Source organism: Corallococcus sp. AB032C (assembly GCF_003668935.1).
Taxonomy (GTDB): Bacteria; Myxococcota; Myxococcia; order Myxococcales; family Myxococcaceae; genus Corallococcus; species Corallococcus exiguus.
Map to the genome: position 1 here is coordinate 95,443 of NZ_RAWP01000002.1, position 17,708 is coordinate 113,150.

Sequence of the window (17,708 nt, forward strand, 5' to 3'; positions counted from 1 at the left end):
CCGAACCCCGGGGTCGGCCATTCAACGGACGCGTGAAGCATCAGTCAGAAGCCCGGAGGGCTTCCAGGCGTCACATCCTGTGAACCACGCGACACCGGACATCCGGGGCAGCCAACGGCTCAGCGGGTCGACCGCGCACCGGCTGCGTCAATTCACACCGCAACGCGGCAAGGATGTCAGGAGTTCCTGCTAGCCCTGTTCAACAGGAGGAACAGGCATGAAAGGGATTCAGTCGCCACGGAGCAGGGAATGGCTTCGGCGCGAGTGGCTGTGTCTGGTGCTCGTCGCGGGGCTGGTGGGCTGCGCGGGGGGACGTGCCCGTTCGTTGCCGGTGGGGCTGCACGGCTACGCGCGCTACCACAGCGCCTCGCCGGCACCGTTGCATGGGGACACGGCGTCCGAGGGCGCGGGCGGCACGGTGGGGGATGCGGCTCCGGTGCGCCTGCCTCCGGGAACGGTGCTCATCGGGAGCGCGGAGGAGCGGACGCGGCAGGCGGTGGAGCTGGGCCTGCTGGAGGTGGGCGCGTTCGAGAAGCTCTTGCTGCGCGCCGGGCTGGAGGAGCCGCCGGTCCGTCGCAATCCCTTCACGCCCGAGGACGCGGCGGAGGTGCTGAACCGGCTGATGGAGGAGCCGGTGACGCTGGGGACGTACCCGCCTCGCATGGCGGCGGGCTTCGTGCTGCGCGAGGTGCTGGAAGGCGGCGCGGTGTCTCGCGAGGAGTTGGAGCGCCGGGTTGAGCGGTTCGTCCGGGAGCAGGTGGCGGTGCTGCGGCCGGACGGGTACCTGGCCTGGGCGCTCGATGGGCGCACGCAGCAGAAGGTGGGGGGCGTGCAGTGGAAGGACGGGACCTTCCGCGCGGGCAACTTCGAGCTGGGGCGCTTCTACAGCGGCAAGGGCGGTGTCTTCCGCGGAGTCGATGCGCAGCTGCGTGCGGCGGATTGGCGCCCGCTCGCGGAGGTGTACGACGACGCGGATGTCCTCAGTCGATCCCTGGATGGCGCGGAGGACGCGTTCGTGGAGCTGTACCACGGCATGGGGCAGTTGCTGTCCCATCCCACGGACAGCTTCGCGAGCCTGCGCCATCTCCCGCAGGGCGTGGCGGCGCTCATCGCGTCATCGCCCGAGTATTGGGAGCGCTTCCGGTACATGACGGAGGGCGAGCAGATCCGTGAAGCAGCGCGGCTGACCACGAACGTCATCACGCTGTGGGGCACGGCCTCGGTGACGACGCGCACGTTGACGCGAGCAGCGGCGGGAGTGGAGGCCACCGTGCCCGTGCTCGCGGTGTCCGCGGAGGGACTGCTCAGTGTCGAGCGCGTCGCGGTGCCCGTGGGACGCGCGGCGGCGGTGCTGAGTGGAGGACCCGGGGCGGCCATCGTCCTCCAGAAGGCCAACGCGACACCGGCTCCAGCCGAGCCAGGAAAGTGGGGGCCTGCCGAGGAGTCGATGTCCGCGCGGGCCCGGCGCTACCAGGAGCAGATCTCCGGACACACAGCGGACGAGGCCTACTGGGTCGGCGGCGTGGGAAGGAACAGCGGCGGCGTGAAGTTCGACGGCTTCCGGGACGGAGTGCTACGGGAGGCCAAGGGCCCGGGCTACGCGAACAAGTTCCTCGACAACCTGGAGCCAAAGGTCTGGTTCGAGGAAACGGGGGCCAGGCAGCTCCGGGAACAAGCGGAGCGGCAGTGGAGAAAGACGCGGAACATGGGAGTCCGCATCGAGTGGCATGTCGCGGAGAAGAAAGCGGCGGATGCCATCCGGAGCCTTCTCAAGGGTGATGGTATGGACGGAATCGAAGTCGTTCACACTCCGGCACGCTGATCAGAGGACCCCTTGACCACCGAGTCCAAGCCCCAGGCCTACCCGGATAGCTTCTTTGTGGGTGCCTACTGGGGGGCACGTCGGGAGTCGCCAGAAGCGTGCGCGCGTCGTGCGGCGGTCTTCCTGGAGCTCCTGGCCGCATGCGATCCGCTCCTGGCCCACTGGTACAAATCCATCCGTTCCCGTAAGGGCACGCAGAAGCTGTCATTGATGCCGCCCGACGTGTCGGTGCTCACGGACTTGTTCCGACGGGGCGTCAACCGTGAGGGCCGAGGACCCGTCATCGAGGAACTGGGCCTCCGCGTCGGCTTCCTCAACGGAGGTTCCGCCTCCGATGACGCACGTCTGAGCATCAAATGCGGAGCCTTCGACGACCCCAGTCCCAACAACTGCATCTTGTCCCTCCCATTCGACGGACCGACCGCGGAGCGGGTGTTGACCCCTTCCGTGCTGGAGGCCGTAATGCGCGGCATGGTGGCCGCGTGGGAGCCGGACTGGATCGCGGCCATGTCCAGAGATCATCGGGATCTGGATGATCCGGACAACAGGACCAACGCCTGGGTTGGCTGGGTGACCTACTTCTCCAAGCAGCGAGGCACCGTGCCCCCACTGCCCGCGCCCGTGCGCATCGAACCCGTGGAGGACAAGGGCACGCTCATCGTCCTGACCCCGGAGCGCTTCACCGTGACCAACTCGGAACACGTGGCGCTGGCCAATCGCGTGCGCGAGCTGCTCACCCGGGCCGGGCTCATCAAGACCCGCTGAAAGAAATACGGCGCGCTCCACCCCGGCCGGCGGAGCGCGCCAACAACAACAGTCCTACCGCTGTGGCACCTCAATCGCACGCAGCAGCGACCCATCCTGTCCAGGCACCCGCGCGCGCAGGAGCAGCGCGGCTCCGGGCTCCGCGGACGTCAGCGCCTGCGCCGCCTCGGCGACACCGGACACCTTCTGGTCACCCACCTGCGTCAGCACCATCCCGGGCGCCAGGCCCGCGCGCTCCGCGGGGCTGCCGGACTCCACCGCCACCACCTGCGCGCCGCCGCTGCCGTCCTGCGCCTCCGACAGCCGCAGGCCCATCCGCTTCGACAGGGGCGCGGGCGTCGCGTCCCGAGGCGTCATCTCCTCCTCACCCCGCTGCGTGGGCCGGGTGCCCAGCTTCACCGGCACCTCCATCGCCTTGCCGCCGCGCACCAGGCTCACCTTCACCTCGCTGCCCGGCTTGAGCAGCGCCACCGCGCGCGTCAGCGACCCGGCGGAGTCCACCGCGCGCTCGCCCACCGACGTGATGATGTCCTCCTCGCGCAGGCCCGCCTTCGCACCGGGGCCGCCCGCGCTGACGCCAGCCACCACCGCGCCCTTCGCCGCGTCCACGCGCAGCGCGCGCGCCAGCTCCGGCGTGAGGTCCTGCACCGCCAGGCCCACCCAGCCCCGGTGCACCACGCCCGTCTCCTGGAGCTGCGGCAGGAGCGCCTGGATGAGGTTCGCCGGCACCGCGAAGCCGATGCCCGTCGCGCCGCCGATGATGGCCGTGTTCATGCCCACCACCTCGCCCTTCATGTTGAAGAGCGGGCCGCCGGAGTTCCCCGGGTTGATGGCCGCGTCCGTCTGCAGGAAGTCGTCATACGGACCCGCGTGGATGTCGCGCGCCCGGGCGGACAGGATGCCCGCGCTCACGCTCGACGCGAGCCCGAACGGATTGCCAATGGCCATCACCGGGTCGCCCACGCGCAGGCCATCCGAATCCCCCAGCTTCACGAACGGCAGGTTCCCGGACACGCCCTTCAACTGGATGAGCGCCACGTCCGTGAGCGCGTCGCGGCCCAGCACCTCCGCCTCGAACGAGCGCCCGTCCTCCAGCTTCACCCGGACGGTGTCCGCGCCCTCCACCACATGGTTGTTCGTGAGCACCAGGCCGGACGGGTCGATGACGAAGCCCGACCCCAGTCCCTGCTTCGCGGGCGAGCCGCCCCCGCCAAAGGGGCTCTGTCCGCCCTGCATGCCGAAGCGCTCGGCGAGGCCCGGGGGCAGGCCCTGCATCATCCCGCCCATCGCGGGGCGTGCGCGGGCCAGCACCTCCACGTTCACCACCGCGCCCTTCACCGTGTCCACGAGCGGCGCCAGCGACATGAGCGCGCCGGGTGACCCGGGCGTGGGCGAATAGACCGCAGGCTCCACCTTCGCGCCCGAGGGCGTGGTGGCTGTCTTCAACGACAGCGTGGGGCGTGCGGGGGGAGCCACGTCCGCGGCCGGCTTGCAGGCCCCCAGGGCGACCAGGGGCATCAGCGTGAGCGCGCGGGCAAGGTGGCGGCGGGACGGAAGCGTGCGGACCATCGTGCGTTCTCCTTGAGGAGTGGCGGCCGGAAGAGGGCCTTCCGGTCGGAGATGGGAAAGAAAGAGTCGAACCGGATGCGGTGGGCGCCCTGGGAAGGAGGCAGCGGTCCCGTTCCACCAGCGACACCGGGAGCCACCGGTGGCCCAGCTGCCTGAAGGGAGCTCTTGGAGGAAGCCCCGCATCCGGTCCGACGCTGGGACTTCATTGCAGGCCGTGGGCCAACCCCTCCAGAACCCCCCTTCAGAGGGGAGCCGGGCCCCAGAAGGCCCCAGGGCGCGGGGCAAAGTGCCCCAACCGGGGCATTTCGCCCGGGGGTGGCGTGCCCCACGCCCCACCCCCGTGGCTCCCGCTGGACATGGCACGGCGGATGCTCATGGAGCGAAAGGTCCCCCCGCGAGCGTCGCCGCCGCGGCACCTTCAACCCCTCCAGGAGTTCACGCCCATGGTGCACGAGCAATCAGAAGGAGTCGCGCGCGGCGCGGCCTGGGAAGACCCCCACTCGGAGCCCGCGAGGCCTCCGCGCATCCTGGTGGCGGATGATCAGACGGAGATGCGCACGCTCATCCGCAAGATGTTGGTGCGGCGCGGTTATGACGTGGTGGAGGCGTCGGACGGGCCGGACCTGGTGCGCGTCCTCATTGAAGGGCTGACGGCGGAGGAGTCGCGCGCGCCCGACCTCATCATCACGGACGTGCGCATGCCGGGCTTCACGGGCCTGGAGGTGCTCGCCCGGCTGAGGCGCGAGCAGTGGAACACGCCGGTCATCCTCATCACCGCCTTTGGAGACGTGCAGCTGCACCGCGAGGCCCTGCGCCTGGGGGCTGCCTGTGTGCTCAACAAGCCGTTCGACATGGACGAGCTGCGAGGCGCGGTGGAGGTGGCCCTCGCGGTGACACGCGAGTGACGCCACCCCGGGTGATGGCGCGCTAAGGTGGCGCGGCAATGCCTGTCGCAAGGAAGCCCATGCGCCGCCTCCCCTGGTCCCTGTCGTTGTCGCTCCTGTGCCTGGCATGCGCGCCCACGCAGCGCCAGACGCCGGACGCGGGCACTCCAGAGGCCACGCCCAAGAAGCTGGTGGCGCACATCGTCCACACCTACCCGCACGACCCCACGGCCTTCACGCAGGGGCTCCAGTTCCACCAGGGCCAGCTCTACGAGAGCACCGGTGAGAAGGGCGACCTGCGCCGCATCTCGCTGGAGCAGGCGGAGCCCCTGTGGAAGCAGCCGCTGCCGGACGTGTTCCCGGAGGGGCTCGCGAGCGACGGGCCGCGGCTGTATCAGCTCACCTGGCAGGACGAGACGCTCTTCGTGTGGAACGGCGCGCCACCCGCGCAGGAGAAGCAGGTGGAGTACGACGGCGAGGGCTGGGGCCTGTGCTACTGGCAGGGCCAGTTGGTGCGCAGCGACGGCACGTCCACGCTGCGCTTCCACGACCCGAAGGACTTCCACGTGAAGTCCCAGGTGCAGGTGACGTTGCAGGGCGTTCCGCAGGAGATGCTCAACGAGCTGGAGTGCGCGGAGGATGGCGTCTACGCCAACGTCTGGCATTCCAACAACATCCTGAAGATTGATTACGCCACGGGCCGCGTGCTGGCGGTCATCGACGCGTCGGCGCTGGCGCAGGCGGTGCGCGGCCGGGTGCGCAGCTACGAGGCGGTGCTCAACGGCATCGCGCTGGAGCCCGGCACCGGCCGCCTGTTCCTCACCGGCAAGCTGTGGCCCGACCTCTTCGAAGTCACGCTGGTGGGGCCCGCCGCCACGCCGTAGCGCATGTCAGCGTGCGTAGCGGAAGGACACGGTGCCCGTGCTGGACGGTGGCACCTTCAGGTCCCACGTCAGGCCTCCCGTGGCGTCGTCCCGCTGGGCACCGGGCGTGGTGCGGACGAGCCGGCTTCCTTGAGGCCAGGTGTCCAGCACACGCACGCTCATGGGCACGGGATACGGGTTGGGCACCCGCACGGTGACGTCGTGGACTTCGCGGGCATTCCATTCCACGGGAGCGCGTTGCACGGTTCGCACGGCGCGGACCTTCGGGTCGGTGCCGAGCGGGAGGGTGAAGGTGTTTCCCGGCCCCAGGGGTAGAAGCTTCACGGACTTGTGCGGCTGTCCGTCCACGGCAAGGGGGACCCACTCATGCATGATCAGCTCGCTGGTCGGCGAGGCATGGACCTCCGCGACGAGATAGGTGGCGGCGTCCTGCGCGGGAAACACCTGACGGTGAACCGTCATGGGCCAGGTCTCCGTGAACAGGGGGAAGCGGGGCGCGGTCCTGTCCCGCCGGGTATTCCGTCCCGGAACCGTGAGACGCCAATCCGGAACCTTGGGGGAGCCGCGAGCGGGAACCGCCAGTCGCGCGAAGTCCCGGGGCGGAGGGATGGTCGCGGGCTCGGGCTGACCGAGGCGCGTCATGACGAAATCCATGAACACGGGGTCCAGATGTATCGCGTCAGGACCACACCCGCCTTTGTACTCTGACGAAGGGGGTGGAGGCGGCTCCGGCTCCGGCCCGACTCCGGTCCACAGGCGCACATCGACTCGCACGGTGCTGGCTCGGGGGATGTCCATCCTTTCGCGCATCCAGGGCCTGACGCCCTCGCGCCGGAAGAACAGCCTGTAGCCAGCGGACGCAGGGGGCAGATCGGTGATGCGGTACTCACCCCGCACGTCCGTGAACGCGAACACGTCATCCCGGAGGTGTTCGGAGAAGACGTTGACCACCACATCCTTCAGGGGCGCTCCCGTGTTCACGTCCAGGACCGTTCCGGTGAGGACCGTGGGGGCGTCCCCCGGCTGGCGGGACTCCGGATGGGCCCAGATGGACGCGGTGGCATACCCGATGCTGTCGAACATCTGGCGGCGCAGCACTGCCTCTTCCTCCAGCGCATCCGGCTGGTGCAGCCACACAGGGGTGGGGCGGGGAGCATCGAAGACGGGACTCGACTGTCCAGGGGCGAAGTGGAGGAGGGCTTCGTTCCAGTCGGAGCCTGTATTCTGGAAGATCTGCCCCCGGAACTCCGCCTCCACCTGGGAAGCCTGGCTTCGCACGGACAGGGAAGGGATGTACTTGTTGCTGACGGCTGGCAGGAAGTACCTCAGCACCACCCTCGTGGCGCCTGTTCCCTTCAAGATGGCGGCCACCTCCAGCGCGGGGGGCGAAGGCTGGGTGGCCAGGGTTTCGACCTTCGCCGCTGCCTGGTACCAGTCCCGGGGGAGCGAATATCTTTCATCTCCAGGAGGAGGAGGGCGAGGCTCCAGGGCTTCCAGCGCCGCGTGGGCTTCCTCGGCGGTGAAGGCGGGCACGTAGGTGGGGCGAAGTTCGACGCGCTGGACCTCGGCGCCCTCCGTCTGCACGCGCACGGAGGTGGCCTCCACCTTGCCCATCAACAGCGGCCACACGACGCGCTCCGTGCCAGCCAGGTTCATGGTGGTGGTCCGCTCCACGAGCGTCCGGTCCTTGTAGACGGTGACCGTGGTGTCCTCCTTCTCCACGGCCGCGCCCAGCACCCCCACGAGCAGCACTCCCAGACCCATCAGGACCATGGCTGCATTCTGGGGTCGCGTCTGCCTTCAGCTCAATGGGCTTGCGAATCAGCCTGTCTGGAAAAGCGCCGCCGCACGGTCCGGACCACCTCCGCGTCCCAGCGCGGTGACAGCAACTCCAGCGCGGTCCGCCGGAAGGGCAGGGCGCACGCCAGGCACGCCAGCGTCGCGGCCAGCCCGATGAGCGTGTTCTGCCAGGAGCCCAGGTTCCACTGCCCGGACCACGACCACGGCTCCATGCTCTGGGGCCACAGGTAGTGGATGGGCCAGTCCGGGCCGCTGCCGGCGAGGTCGCACAGCAGATGACCGTGGAACGCAGCCACCGACAGCAGGGCCACCGCTGCTCTTTGCCGCGCCAGCGCCGTACACACCGCCATGGTGACGAGCACTCCCACGTAGCCATGGAAAATCACGTGGTGATAACGCGAATAAAACTCTTCACCCGCCAGCAATGACAAACCATCCAGGTCCGGCGCGAGCCCCGCGCAGGTGACCAGGACGCGGTCACGCCGTTCGCGCAGGCCTTGCGAGAGGAGCCAGGACCATTCGGCGTGGACGATGGGATTCATGGGTGTGCACTAGCGTACGGCATGCCAGGTCCACGGCGAAGGTTCCCGGGGCAGTGCGTTGAGAAGGTGGGGGGCAATGACTCATCATGAATTTCATCTCCGCGCACCCGCGGCTGGACATCGCCACGCTTTTTGAAGCGCACGCACGAAACACACCCGAGGCCGTGGCGCTGCATTCTGAGGGCGGTGTGCTCCGCTATGACGCGCTCAACCGGCGCGCGAACCGGCTGGCGCGGCGGCTCCAAGCGCTCGGTGTGGGGCCCGACCAGCCCGTGGGTATCCTCGCCGACCGCACACCGGAAACGGTGGTGGGATTGCTGGGCATCCTGAAGGCAGGAGGCGCCTATCTCCCTCTGGACCCGAGTCATCCTCCGGAGCGGCTGGCCGCGATGGTGGCGGACTCCGGGATGCGGGTCCTCGTCGGACGGCGTGAGGCGGTCCAGGGGCTGCGCTTCCAGGGGCACGTCGTCGAGCCTCCCGATTCGGATGAACCTCTGGAGGAACAGGATGCCGTGAACGTGAAGAGCGGAGCGGGGCCGGACTCGCTGGCGTATGTGCTCTACACGTCCGGCTCCACGGGCAGGCCCAAGGGTGTGTGCATCCCGCACCGGGGCGTGGCGCGGCTGGTGCTGGACGAGGGCTTCATGGGCTTCCGGCGCGAGGACCGCGTCCTCCAGGCCGCGTCGTATGCCTTCGACGCCTCGACGCTGGAGGTCTGGGGCGCGCTGCTGAACGGCGCGACGCTGTATCTGGTTTCACGGGAGACCCTGCTGTCGCCTCCGCTCCTCGCGGCGAAGCTCCAGCGGGATGCCATCTCCGCCGCGGTGCTGAGCACGTCGCTGTTCCATCAACTGGCCGCCGCCATCCCGGATGCGTTCGGCGGGCTCCGTGTCCTGATGGTGGGCGGCGACGTGATGGACCCCAAGTGGGTGGCGCGAGTCATGGCGAAGGGAAAGCCCCAGCGGCTGCTCAACAGCTACGGCCCCACGGAGTGCACCACCTCCGCGACGGCGTATGAGCTCCTCGCGCCTCCAGCGCCGGGCGTGTCCATCCCCATTGGCAGGCCGCTCGCGCGGCTCCAGCTGCATGTTCTGGACGACGAGGGGAAGCCGCTGCCCGTGGGCGAAGTGGGGGAGCTGTACCTGGGCGGAGAGGGGCTCGCGCGGGGCTACCTGAACCGGCCCGTCCTCACCGGCGAGCGATTCCTCCCGGATCCGTTCAGCGATGTGCCCGGGGCGCGGATGTATCGGACGGGAGACCGGGCGCGGTGGCTCCAGGATGGCAACCTGGAGTTCCTGGGGCGGGTGGACCACCAGGTGAAGATCCGCGGCGCGCGGGTCGAGCTGGCGGAGATCGAGAGCGTCCTACGCACCCACTCGCAAGTCGGTGACGCCGTGGTCCGCGTGCACGAGGTCTCCCCGGGCGACAAGCGGCTCGTCGCGTATGTCTCACCGCGCGGTGCTACGGCGTTGGAGGACGCGGAGCTGCGCGCGTATCTGGGCGCGAAGCTGCCGGACTTCATGCTCCCCCATGCGGTCATGGCGCTGGAGCACATGCCGCTCAACGCCAGCGGCAAGGTGGACCCCTCGCGGCTTCCAGTGCCGCGCTTCGGTTCGGGGGAGGGTGAGACACCGCGCACGCTGCTGGAGCAGGAGATCGCTCGCGTCTGGTCGGAGGTCCTGGGGACGCAGCAGGCCGGAACGCAGGACCGCTTCATGGAGTCAGGTGGCGACTCGCTGCTCGCGATTCGTTTCATTGAACGGCTGGAGCAGGCGGTGTCGGTCCGCCTGCCCGTGAGGACGCTCTTCGACAGCCCTAACATCGCGGAGCTGGCGCGGTGGGTGGACGCGGCACGGGGAACGGGTCGAGGCATCGACGTGCCACCCATCGTCCCCGTGGACCGGACACAGCCCCTGCCCCTGTCTGATTCCCAGCGGCAACTGTGGCTCCTGGAGCAGTTGGTGCCTCGGAGCGCCGTCTACAACGAGCCCTTCACGCTGTATCTGCCCGGTGACCTCCAGCCCGACACACTGGAGCGCGCATTCCGTTCACTCATCGCCCGGCATGAAGTGCTGCGGACGACCTTCGGCTCCACTCCGGACGGTCCGTTCCAGCGCGTGCATCCGGACATGCCGTTCCACCTGCGGCGCGTGGACCTGCACGCCGTGCCCGGAAGCCTGCGGAGCGCGAAGGCGTTGCAGTTGGCCACCCAGGAGGCGCGTGAGCCCTTCGACCTGGAACACGGACCACTGCTGCGTGCGACGTGGATGCGATTGAGCGCGGCGGAGAGTCGCCTCGCCCTGGTGATGCATCACCTCATCGTGGATGGCTTCACGATGGCGACGTTCCTCCAGGAACTGCACGGGTTCTACCTGACGGAGGCACCGTCGCTGCCGCTACTGCCGCTCCAGTACGGTGACGTCGCCGTCTGGCAGCAGGGGCCTCGCTACCAGGGAGCCATCGCGTCACACCTCGAGTGGTGGATGCAGACGCTCGCGGGGGCTCCGCACCTGGAGCTGCCCACGCAGCATCCCCGCCCCCAGGTCCCGAGCTTCCGCGGGGCCAAGCACGTCGTGCGAATCCCCAGGGACCTCCTGGAGTCCGTGAAGGCGCTGGGGCGCGGCGAGGACACCTCGCTCTTCATGACGATGCTGTCCGTGTTCGGCGCGCTGCTGCACCGCTACTCCGGGACGGAGGACCTCATCGTCGGCGGTGCCTTCTCCGGGCGGAGTCGCGAGGAGTCGCAAGCCATCTCCGGACACTTCGTGAACCTGCTGCCGCTGCGGCTGCGCTTCTCCGAAGGGCTGACGGTTCGAGGTTTGTTGGCGCAGGTGCGCCGCGTCTGTCTGGAGGCGCTCGAACATCAAGACGCGCCGCTCGTGCGCATCGTGGAGGCGGTGAACCCGGCGCGCGTCCCTGGCGCCAACCCGTTGTTCCAGGTGTGCTGCACGCTCGAGCCGCGCATCGCGGTGCCGGCCTCGGACTGGCGGGTGGAGCCCCACGACGTCGACACGGGGACGTCGAAGCTCGACCTCTCCATCGAGCTGGATGAGCGGCCCGACGGCATGTCCGTGCGGTGGGAGTACGCGCTGGACGTCTTCGAGCCCTGGATGATCCACCAGTTGGGCCAGCACTTCGTGACGCTGCTGCGCGAGGCCGCACAGGACCCGGAGCAACGGGTTTCGGCGTTGCCGCTGCTCTCGGAGGTGGAGCAGACACAGGTGCTCGCCTGGGCTCACGGACCCGTGCGGGACGTGCCTCACGCGGACTGTCTGCACCATCTGTTCGAAGCACAGGTGGAGCGCACGCCAGACGCGCCGGCCCTCGTCTTCCAGGGCCGGTCCCTGAGCTATCGCGCGCTGAACGCGGAAGCGAACCGGCTGGCCCATGACCTCATCTCCCAGGGCGTTCGGCCTGGAGACTTCGTGGGCGTCTGCATCCATCGCTCCTTCGAGCTGATCATCGCCCTGCTGGCGACGCTGAAGGCGGGCGCGGCCTACGTGCCGCTGGACCCTGCCTATCCCAGGGCACGGCTGGAGTTCACGGTGCGGGATGCGGGGCTGAAGCGCATCCTCGCGCAGGAGACGACGCTCGCGCTCATGGACGGTGCGGGCGTCCCGGTGGTCGCGCTGGAGCAGGTGCGCGGTGGTCCGGAGGACACGCCACGGGTCCATGTCACCGGGGATGACCTTGCGTATGTCATCTACACCTCCGGTTCGACGGGTCAGCCCAAGGGCGTGTGCATCAGCCACCGGAGCTCGGTGCACCTGACGGAGACCGTGGCCTGGGACTTCGGCTTCGCACCGGGACAGCGCGTGGCGCAGTGCGCGCGGTATGGCTTCGACTTCTCCGTCGCGGAGATCTTCCCGACGCTCTCCTCCGGCGCCACGCTGTACCTCATGGCCCAGGAGGACGTGGCCGCCGGTGAGGAACTGGCGGACTTCCTGGAGACCCAGCGCATCCACACCGCGATGTTCACGCCGTCGGCGCTGGGCTCCATGACGTGGCGAGCGCTTCCGGACCTGAAGACGCTCGCGATTGGAGGCGAGGAGCTTCCCGCGCGGCTCGTGGACACGTGGGCTCCGGGCCGCCGGTTCATCCAGGTCTACGGGCCCACCGAGGCCACGGTCTTCACGACGGCCGCGGAGTGCGTGGCCGGCGAGGGCCCGTACCCCATCGGGACACCCCTCTCCGGCTACGAGGTCCACCTGCTGGATGAAACCCTGACCCCCGTCCCCGTGGGCGTGCGCGGCGCGCTCTACATTGGAGGCAAGGGACTGACGCACGGCTACCTGCACCGTCCCGAACTCGACGCGGAACGGTTCATCCCGCATCCCTTCAGCTCTGAGCCGGGCGCACGCCTCTACAAGAGCGGAGACATCGCGAGCCATCGCCCGGACGGCGGCATCGACTTCCACGGGCGCTCCGACCGTCAGCTCAAGCTGCGCGGCTTCCGCATCGAGCTGGGCGAGATCGAGGCCGCGTTGCGCAAGCACCCCGATGTCCGGGACGCCGTGGTCGAACCCCGGCTGCTCGCGGGAGAGCGGCACCTGGTGGGCTACGTCATCCCCCGGGATGCCGCCTCGGCGTCACACCTGCTGACGCCTGCGTTCAAGGAATCGCTGGGTGAAACACTTCCGCCGCACATGGTTCCTCGGGAGCTGGTGCTGCTGGATGCGTTCCCGATGGGGCCGACAGGGAAGCTCAACCGCGACGCGCTGCCGTTGCCTTCCGGCAATGCCCAGGCTGCTCCCGAAGCGCCCGCGTCCACGGAGCGTGAGAAGGCATTGGAGCGCATCTGGTGCCGGATTCTCGGCTTGGAACGCGTCGGCAGGCAGGAGGGCTTCTTCGACGCGGGTGGGAACTCGCTGCTGCTCACTCGGGTCCAGTCGGCGCTGGCCTCGGAGCTGGGCATCCGCGTGAGCATGGCCACGCTGTTCCAGTTCCCGACCATCGAATCCCTCGCGCGGCACCTGGACGCGGACTCTGCCGTGCAACCGGTGACGCCGGAGCCCGCGCGAACCCTCGCGCGTTCCTCTGGCCCCATCGCCATCATCGGTACGGCCGGACGGTTCCCGGGAGCACCCAGCGTCGAAGCGCTGTGGACGTTGCTGGTGGAGGGCCGCGAGGGCCTGTCCCGGTTCAGCCGGGAGACGCTGCTCGATGCGGGCGAGGATCCCCAGCTCCTGGACGATCCTTCCTACGTCCGTGCTTCCGGGCTGCTGGAGGACGTCGAGTTCTTCGACGCAGCCTTCTTCGGCTACAGCCCACTGGACGCGCGGCTGATGGATCCGCAGCTCCGCATGTTCCTGGAGTGCGCATGGGAGGCACTCGAAGCGGCGGGCTACGACCCGAAGCGGCTGCCCGGCAAGGCGGGGCTGTTCGCGGGCTCGGGAGTGCCGCGCTACTGGTTGGATCAGGTGATGCCGCGCTTCCGTTCGCTGTCCGTGGCCGCGGAGGCGTACCGGTCCATCCTGGGCAATCCATGGCAGTTCCTCGCCACGGCGACGGCGTATCAACTGGGCCTGTGTGGGCCCGCGCTCACGGTGCAGACCGCTTGCTCCACGTCACTGGTGGCCGTGCACCTGGCCTGCCAGAGCCTGCGAGCGGGCGAGTCCGACGTGGCCCTGACAGGAGGCATCTCCCTCTTCGCGTCCGGTCCTTCCGGCTATCTCCATGAGGCAGGTGGCATCACCTCTCCGGATGGACACTGCCGTCCCTTCGACGCGAAGGGGCAGGGAACGGTGCCCTCCAGCGGCGTGGGCATCGTGGTGCTCAAGCGCCTGGAGGATGCGCTGCGGGATGGAGACTCCATCCATGCCGTCGTCCGGGGCTCGGCCATCAACAACGACGGAAACGCCAAGGTCGGCTTCACCGCCCCGAGCGTGGCGGGCCAGCGCGACGTCATCACACGCGCACACGTCGACGCGGGCGTGGCCCCTCGCGACATCACCTATGTCGAAGCCCACGGCACGGCGACGCCGCTGGGCGACCCGCTGGAGGTCCAGGCGCTGCGGCTCGCTTTCGGAGCGCGTGAGGTGTCGGAGCCCGCGGTGGTCCTGGGCGCGCTCAAGAGCAACGTGGGACACCTGGACTCAGCGGCCGGGGTGGCGGGGTTGATCAAGACGACGCTGGCCCTGGAGCACCGTTTTCTCCCAGGCACCGTCCACTTCGAGCAGCCCCATCCGGAAGCGGGCCTGGAGCATTCTCCGTTCGTCGTGAGTCGCGAAGGGCGGCCGTGGTCCCTGCCCGAGGGTTTCCCGCGTCTCGCGGGAGTCAGCGCGTTTGGCATTGGAGGAACGAACGCGCATGTGGTCCTCGAGGAGGCACGCCCCGTGCCCACCGTCGACGTGAGCACGGCGGCGGAGGTGTTGGTTCTCTCGGCGCGGAGCGGGGATGCATTGAACGCGGCTTCGCGGCGGCTCGCGGATCATCTGGAGCGGCATCCGGAGCAGTCCCTGGCGGACGTCGCGTACACGTTGCAGGAGGGACGGACGGCGTTCGGATACCGGCGCGCCATCGCGTGCGAGACACCCGCGGAGGCCATCGCGAAGCTCCGGCGGGACGGACCCGTGCGGCACGCTGCGTCCCCGCTGCCTGAAGTGTGCTTCCTGTTTCCCGGCACGGGCACGCAGGACGCGGGCATGGGCGCGGCGTGGTACCGGCGCGCTCCGGCGTATCGCGAAGCCTTCGATGCATGCGCCGCGCTCTTCGGCCCGGAAGTAGAGCGCGAACTTCGCGCCGCGCTGCTCACCGACGAGCGCGGAGCACAGGCGGAGGAGGCGCTGCGTTTGCCCTCGCTGGGCATGGCCGCCATCTTCACGACGGAGTACGCACTGTCGCGGTTGCTGGGCGCATGGGGTCTCCACCCGACGAGCCTCCTGGGCCACAGCCTGGGTGAATACGCCGCCGCGTGCCTCTCCGGCGTCCTGTCACTGGAGCAGGCCGTGGCGCTGATCGCGCTGCGCGGTCGTCTCTGCGATGCACTGCCACCGTCCGGCATGCTGGCCGTGCCGCTGTCGGAGAGCGTGCTCACTCAGGAGCTGCCACCCGGGCTGTCCCTGGCCGCGGTCAACGGACCCGGGCAGTGCGTGGTGTCCGGGGCGCTGGAGGCGTTGGAGGACTTCGCGGCGCGGCTGCGGGAGCGGGGCGTGAGGACGAAGCGGTTGCCGAACGCGAGCGGGTTCCACTCCGCGCTCGTGGAGCCCGCGATGCAACCGCTCACGGACCTGTCCAGGTCGATGCGCCCGAAGTCCCCGGCGGTTCCCCTCATCTCCAACGTCACGGGCACCTGGCTGACCGCGGACGACGCGCACGACCGCACGTACTGGGCCCGCCACCTGCGGCACACGGTCCGGTTCTCCTCGGGGCTGGAGCTGCTGCTGGAGGACCGCGAGCGGTTGTTCGTGGAGGTGGGACCGGGGCAGACGCTCTCCGCGTTGACGCTGCTGAACCCCCGGGTGGGGCGGGAGCGGCTCGTGCTGCACACGCTCGGCGTGCCCATGGGACGGCGTCATCCACCGGAGAGTGATGAACAGGCCCTGCTCCATGCCGTGGGACAGCTCTGGTCCGCGGGCTTCTCCGTGGACTGGGGCATGGTGCGCGGCAGCGGCCCGCGCAGGCGCGTCGTGCTGCCGACGTATCCCTTCGAGCGCAAGCGGTACTCGCTGGCGGAGAAGACGCCACGGCTGCCTCGGCCTGAAGTCACGAACGAGCCCCGGCCGCTCAGCCGTGAAGAGGTCCATGCCTCCATGGAAGCCCTCTGGAAGGAGCTGCTCGGCGTGGACACGCTGACGCCGGACAGCCACTTCTTCGAACTTGGAGGCACGTCGCTCCTGGTCGTGCAGCTCAACCGCGAACTCAAGTCGCGGCTGTCGGTGAGCCTGTCACTGCATGCGGTGCTGGAACACCCGACGCTGGGCGCATGGGTGCGAGCGGTCCAGGACGAGCTGGAGCGTACGGGGCGGCCACTCACCAAGGCGGCACCGCTCAGGATGGAACTCCAGGAGGGACGACGCGGACGGACACCGCTCTTCCTGGTGCAGCCCATCGGGGGCACCGTCTACACGTACCTGCCGCTGGCGAAGCGGTTGGGCGCGGACACGCCGGTCCACGCATTCCGAGCGTCGGGGCTGGAGCCCGGCGAAGTGCTCTTCCGCGACGTGCCCGCGATGGCCCGCGCATATGTGGATGAGCTGCTGGCCTTCCAGCCCCAGGGCCCCTTCTGGCTGGGCGGCCACTCCTCGGGCGGCGTCATCGCGTACGAGATGGCGGTCGAGCTGCTGAAGCGAGGCCACTCCGTGGCGGGAGTCATCCAAGTCGACACGGTGACGGTGGACGACTCGCGCAGGCTGAACATCCGGAGCATGGGAGACGTGCTCCGGCTCATCGACGCGTTCCAGGAGATCTCCCCGCGCGCGGCGGACGGGCTGCGGACGGCGATGGAACTCGACACGCGGCTGCGCGACGTGGTGCTCGCCACCAACGAGGCCATCGCCGCATACGCGCCGGGACGTCACGCGGTGCCGCTCGTGTACCTGCGGGCCACGGAGCGGGACGCGGTGCTGGACCCGCACGCGGCGGCCTGGTGGAAGGCGCTGACGACCGCTTCGTTCCAGTCCCACGACCTGCGCGGCAACCACTTCACCGTCATGGAGGAGCCCCACGTGGCGGAGGTGGCGAGGCTCATCCGTGAGCAGCTGACAGCGGGAAGGGGAGGGGAACGCGATGACCTCGACGCGGGATGAATGGAAGACGGAGCTCTCACGGTGCTTCACCGCGTTCGTGGAGGCCTACGAGCGCGGGAGCCTGGAGGCCCTGTCCGAGCTGTTCTGGCACGACGACGACATCGTGGTCGTGGGCACGCACTCCAACCTCCACTTCATCGGCTGGGCGCAGGTGGCGCACTCCTTCCGCACCCAGTTCGGGAGCCTGCGAGACATCCGCGTGACGCTGCGCTCGGAGCAGCTCTGGCACGGGGGCGCACCGCCCTCCACGATGGCCTGCCTCACGGTGCCCGCGATGGACATCGCCCTGGTCGCGGGCGGCAAGCCCGTGACCTTCGAGGGCCTTCGCGTGACCTGCGCCTTCGAACGCCGGGGCCCCGAGTGGCGGATGGTCCAGATGCACTGGTCGCTTCCGCGCACGGAGGTGCTGGTGGACCACAAGTACCGCTGATCACCCCGGAGGCAGCGGCGAGCGTCGAGGCGTGCCCAGCAGCTCCAGCGTGCGCAGCGCCACATCCGCGAGTGTGGACGTACACGGCATGCAGCCCCCGCCGCAGCAGGGCACCCAGTCGCCCTCCGGGTCCCGCAGCAGCGGATACACGCAGCCCCTCAGGGACTGGGGCAGTCCCGCGTCGTCGCAAGCCTGAAGCAGCGCTGCCTGCACGGTGGCATCCTTCACATCCATCGCCCCATCTTCCTAACCGACACCCGGAAGG

The 17,708-nt window shown here is 69.3% G+C and carries 10 protein-coding genes; 6 read left to right on the forward strand and 4 right to left on the reverse strand.

Translation table 11 applies throughout. From position 1 onward, the window contains the following. Positions 1-217 precede the first annotated feature (217 nt). Together D7X99_RS44380 and D7X99_RS01350 are read left to right on the forward strand one after the other, a co-directional pair. A complete protein-coding gene (locus D7X99_RS44380) occupies positions 218-1,822 on the forward strand; it encodes a Tox-REase-5 domain-containing protein (protein WP_199756311.1) in 1,605 nt (534 codons plus the stop codon). Between the two features lie 12 nt (positions 1,823-1,834). Continuing rightward, positions 1,835-2,587 (forward strand): immunity 52 family protein, encoded by a 753-nt coding sequence (locus tag D7X99_RS01350; protein WP_121776099.1) that lies wholly within the window; start codon positions 1,835-1,837, stop codon positions 2,585-2,587. Between the two features lie 54 nt (positions 2,588-2,641). Here D7X99_RS01350 and D7X99_RS01355 read toward each other — a convergent pair whose 3' ends face one another. After that, entirely contained in the window at positions 2,642-4,156 is a 1,515-nt protein-coding gene (locus D7X99_RS01355; protein WP_121776100.1) for a Do family serine endopeptidase, read from the reverse strand. Positions 4,157-4,599: 443 nt separating this feature from the next. Between D7X99_RS01355 and D7X99_RS01360 the strand changes: the two genes are divergently transcribed. After that, complete coding sequence (locus tag D7X99_RS01360; RefSeq protein WP_120593225.1) at positions 4,600-5,061, forward strand: response regulator; 462 nt, start codon at positions 4,600-4,602, stop codon at positions 5,059-5,061. A gap of 59 nt (positions 5,062-5,120) precedes the next feature. After that, positions 5,121-5,924 (forward strand): glutaminyl-peptide cyclotransferase, encoded by an 804-nt coding sequence (locus D7X99_RS01365; RefSeq protein WP_121776101.1) that lies wholly within the window; start codon positions 5,121-5,123, stop codon positions 5,922-5,924. 6 nt (positions 5,925-5,930) lie between these two features. Here D7X99_RS01365 and D7X99_RS01370 read toward each other — a convergent pair whose 3' ends face one another. After that, a complete protein-coding gene (locus D7X99_RS01370) occupies positions 5,931-7,697 on the reverse strand; it encodes a carboxypeptidase regulatory-like domain-containing protein (RefSeq protein WP_121776102.1) in 1,767 nt (588 codons plus the stop codon). A 32-nt stretch (positions 7,698-7,729) separates the two neighbouring features. Further along, positions 7,730-8,266 (reverse strand): metal-dependent hydrolase, encoded by a 537-nt coding sequence (locus D7X99_RS01375; RefSeq protein ID WP_121776103.1) that lies wholly within the window; start codon positions 8,264-8,266, stop codon positions 7,730-7,732. Positions 8,267-8,352: 86 nt separating this feature from the next. On the opposite strand from D7X99_RS01375, the gene D7X99_RS01380 reads away from it, so the two are divergent. Continuing rightward, entirely contained in the window at positions 8,353-17,013 is an 8,661-nt protein-coding gene (locus D7X99_RS01380; protein ID WP_121776104.1) for a non-ribosomal peptide synthetase/type I polyketide synthase, read from the forward strand. Beyond that, positions 16,994-17,443, forward strand: coding sequence for a nuclear transport factor 2 family protein (locus tag D7X99_RS01385; RefSeq protein WP_121776105.1), 450 nt, complete (start codon positions 16,994-16,996; stop codon positions 17,441-17,443). The genes D7X99_RS01380 and D7X99_RS01385 overlap by 20 nt, the downstream gene beginning before the upstream one ends. Here D7X99_RS01385 and D7X99_RS01390 read toward each other — a convergent pair whose 3' ends face one another. After that, the gene (locus tag D7X99_RS01390) at positions 17,444-17,677 is read right to left on the reverse strand and encodes a hypothetical protein (protein WP_121776106.1); all 234 of its coding nucleotides are present in this window, start codon (positions 17,675-17,677) and stop codon (positions 17,444-17,446) included. Positions 17,678-17,708: the final 31 nt, after the last annotated feature.

Coding starts and splice junctions, on each gene's coding strand:
- D7X99_RS01365 (WP_121776101.1), top strand. CDS start 5,121: ATGCGCCGCCTCCCCTGGTCCCTGTCGTTGTCGCTCCTGTGCCTGGCA.
- D7X99_RS01390 (WP_121776106.1), bottom strand. CDS start 17,677: ATGGATGTGAAGGATGCCACCGTGCAGGCAGCGCTGCTTCAGGCTTGC.
- D7X99_RS01355 (WP_121776100.1), bottom strand. CDS start 4,156: ATGGTCCGCACGCTTCCGTCCCGCCGCCACCTTGCCCGCGCGCTCACG.
- D7X99_RS01385 (WP_121776105.1), top strand. CDS start 16,994: ATGACCTCGACGCGGGATGAATGGAAGACGGAGCTCTCACGGTGCTTC.
- D7X99_RS01380 (WP_121776104.1), top strand. CDS start 8,353: ATGAATTTCATCTCCGCGCACCCGCGGCTGGACATCGCCACGCTTTTT.
- D7X99_RS01360 (WP_120593225.1), top strand. CDS start 4,600: ATGGTGCACGAGCAATCAGAAGGAGTCGCGCGCGGCGCGGCCTGGGAA.
- D7X99_RS01370 (WP_121776102.1), bottom strand. CDS start 7,697: ATGGTCCTGATGGGTCTGGGAGTGCTGCTCGTGGGGGTGCTGGGCGCG.
- D7X99_RS01375 (WP_121776103.1), bottom strand. CDS start 8,266: ATGAATCCCATCGTCCACGCCGAATGGTCCTGGCTCCTCTCGCAAGGC.
- D7X99_RS44380 (WP_199756311.1), top strand. CDS start 218: ATGAAAGGGATTCAGTCGCCACGGAGCAGGGAATGGCTTCGGCGCGAG.